Raw genomic sequence first — 2,415 nt, 5'->3', positions numbered from 1 at the left:
TTTACGGAGCTAGTGAACATCGGGTGATGGGGTGATGGGTAAATAGGCTGATACCTGAATAGTTACGTCCTGATTGTCTTCCTTCAATAGGTAAGATACTCAAAGGAGTAACTCAAAAGACTTGATCTCCAACACCGGACCAATCATCGCAAAGGTCATCACATCCTCTCGCACCTCTCCTGTAACGGTGACCTTCAATCCCGATTGCTTTAACTCTGGCGGACTATTTTTGAGTTCGTAGGTTTCCCCTGAGTCAGAAACCAGTGCCCAGGCTCCTGAACCCATCTCTTTGCGCTCAATTACGCCTGTGATGCTGATCGTCATGCTGATTGTTTCTCCCCTTGAACGGCTAAATAAGCTAGTCCAAAACAGAGCAAGGCATTGGCAATCAGGAACACCCGAGACAAAACCCCGCCTCCAAGCCAGATTAGCTCAGGTGAAACCACAGCACTCACAGCTAGGCAACTGGCTACACCGAGAGCTGAACCAACTGCTAACCACTTCCATTGGGGATGTCCTAACAGTAGCGCGATTAAAATAAATGGAATCACAACACTGGCAAATAGAGGGTTGAGAAAACTGCTGCTGCCAATAGCGCTACCCAATTCTGGAATCGAACTGCCCATGACTCGGAAGGGCCATTGGGGTAAGTCAAATATATACAAACCTTTCAGGAAGAATAATCCTGAACTCCCCGCTACTAAGCCAGTGGCAAGAGACCAACTCCAAGTAAAGGGAAAATAATTGCGCAAGAACCAGGCCAGCAGGTAGGAACCTAGTACCATAGCAATCTTCGGCCACAGGGCGATCACACCACCGTCAATCCAAAAGCGAGGATTGAGATAGCCGTTATCCCGTAACCAGCGGAAGAAGTCTTGGAAGGTAATTTGTCCTTTCAGAGCGAGTTGAACGGCAGCACCAGCATCCAATTGTCCAGCACCATAGTGGTTTAGGGGGTCATCTTCTATAGCTCGGGTGGACTGCTTGAGTACATTCAATACATCAGCAGGGTCTTGAATCCCACTAGCTTTGATTAAAGCTGCTACACCAGCAACGTGAGGCGATGCCATACTGGTGCCTTGGAAGCCAGCAAATACAGGGCTGCCTGTCTCGCCATCAATCGTCTCTTGCAAAATTTTACCATTTTCACTGCCACCAGGGGCTGAGATATCTACCCCAGCACCAAAGTTAGAGTAGGGAGCTTTCAGACCTGCGGAGTCAAGGGCAGAAACACCAATAACATGGGGATAGCGGGCAGGATAAGCGGCAGCATTTTGGTTAGAGTTACCAGCAGCAGCCACTAGGACAACACCTTTGTGGTAGGCATAGTCGATTGCCTCTGCCATCAGATTGCTTTCACCAGCCCCTCCTAAACTCATGTTGATCACATCTACCTCATGATCAGCGGCAAAGCGAATCGCTTCCGCAATATCAGCCACTGTACCACCACCACTGGCTGCCAATACCTTTAGGGGCATCAGGCTAGCTTCGTAAGCAATTCCGGCAACACCGTAACCATTGTTGGTAGATTGGGCAATGGTACCAGCTACGTGAGTACCGTGACCTTGATCATCCCATGCTTCAATCCGGTCATTGACAAAGTCGTAGCCTTCAACAAATTCAGTATCTTTCAAATCCGGGACTGCGCTGACCCCGGTGTCAATCACTGCTACTGTTATCCCACTTCCCTTGGTTTCATCCCAAGCAGACTCTACATTAATGCTGCGCAGGTTCCACTGCTTGCTATAGTCAGGGTCATTGGGAACCTCGAAAGCACTATAGGTATAGTTCGGTTCAATATATTCTGTTGCTTGGGATAGTCCTGATTGTTTGAGGGTATTCAGCAGTTGTTTATCTCCCTTTAGGATATAAATGTGATCCGCTGCTGAAAATTCACTATTGAGTTGGGGATTAACCTCGTATTCTTTTGCGATCGCTTGCAATTGCTCATTAAGTTGAGCAGCTGGGATATCTTCCCGGAAGTCGATCACAATCGACTCAAAATTCCCCTGATTTGCCAATCCTTTAAAGTTAAACAGGGCAAAACCCAGCCCTACTACAAACAGACACAGTATCAAAAATTTTCTCATGGCAATCTGTCGCTGGTTTGCGAGTCTTTAATCACCACGATAGCTTATATAACAAAGGGAGCAGGGAGTAGGGAGTAGGGAGTAGGGAGTAGGGAGTAGGGAGTAGGGACTATGGCATCAAAAATTCTTACAATTGATTTAGGTACCCTATACCAATTTTCAAAAATTGCTAGCTATTAATTTTCGATAAAGGGTGAAGGAGGGCATGGGGAATAGGCAAGAAGCAAGAGGGAAAAAATCCTGTTGACCTCATTACTATGACAAGCGCTATAGAAATTTGACCCTGTTGTCACCTGCTCAGGTTGTTGGAGGGGGATTTTGTGTC

2 protein-coding genes are annotated in these 2,415 nt (G+C 47.0%); both read right to left on the bottom strand.

Annotation, left to right across the window (positions count from 1 at the left end):
- Positions 1-99 precede the first annotated feature (99 nt).
- Complete coding sequence (locus tag F6J99_RS44220; RefSeq protein ID WP_293123584.1) at positions 100-324, bottom strand: hypothetical protein; 225 nt, start codon at positions 322-324, stop codon at positions 100-102.
- Positions 321-2,090: a S8 family peptidase gene (locus tag F6J99_RS44215; RefSeq protein WP_293123581.1), complete on the bottom strand. Its 1,770-nt coding sequence runs from the start codon at positions 2,088-2,090 to the stop codon at positions 321-323. The genes F6J99_RS44220 and F6J99_RS44215 overlap by 4 nt, the downstream gene beginning before the upstream one ends.
- Between the last annotated feature and the right edge of the window lie 325 nt (positions 2,091-2,415).

Origin of the sequence: Moorena sp. SIO4G3 (assembly GCF_010692305.1) — a bacterium.
GTDB classification, from domain to species: domain Bacteria; phylum Cyanobacteriota; class Cyanobacteriia; order Cyanobacteriales; family Coleofasciculaceae; genus Moorena; species Moorena producens_A.
This window is presented reverse-complemented; position numbering and strand designations above follow the sequence as displayed.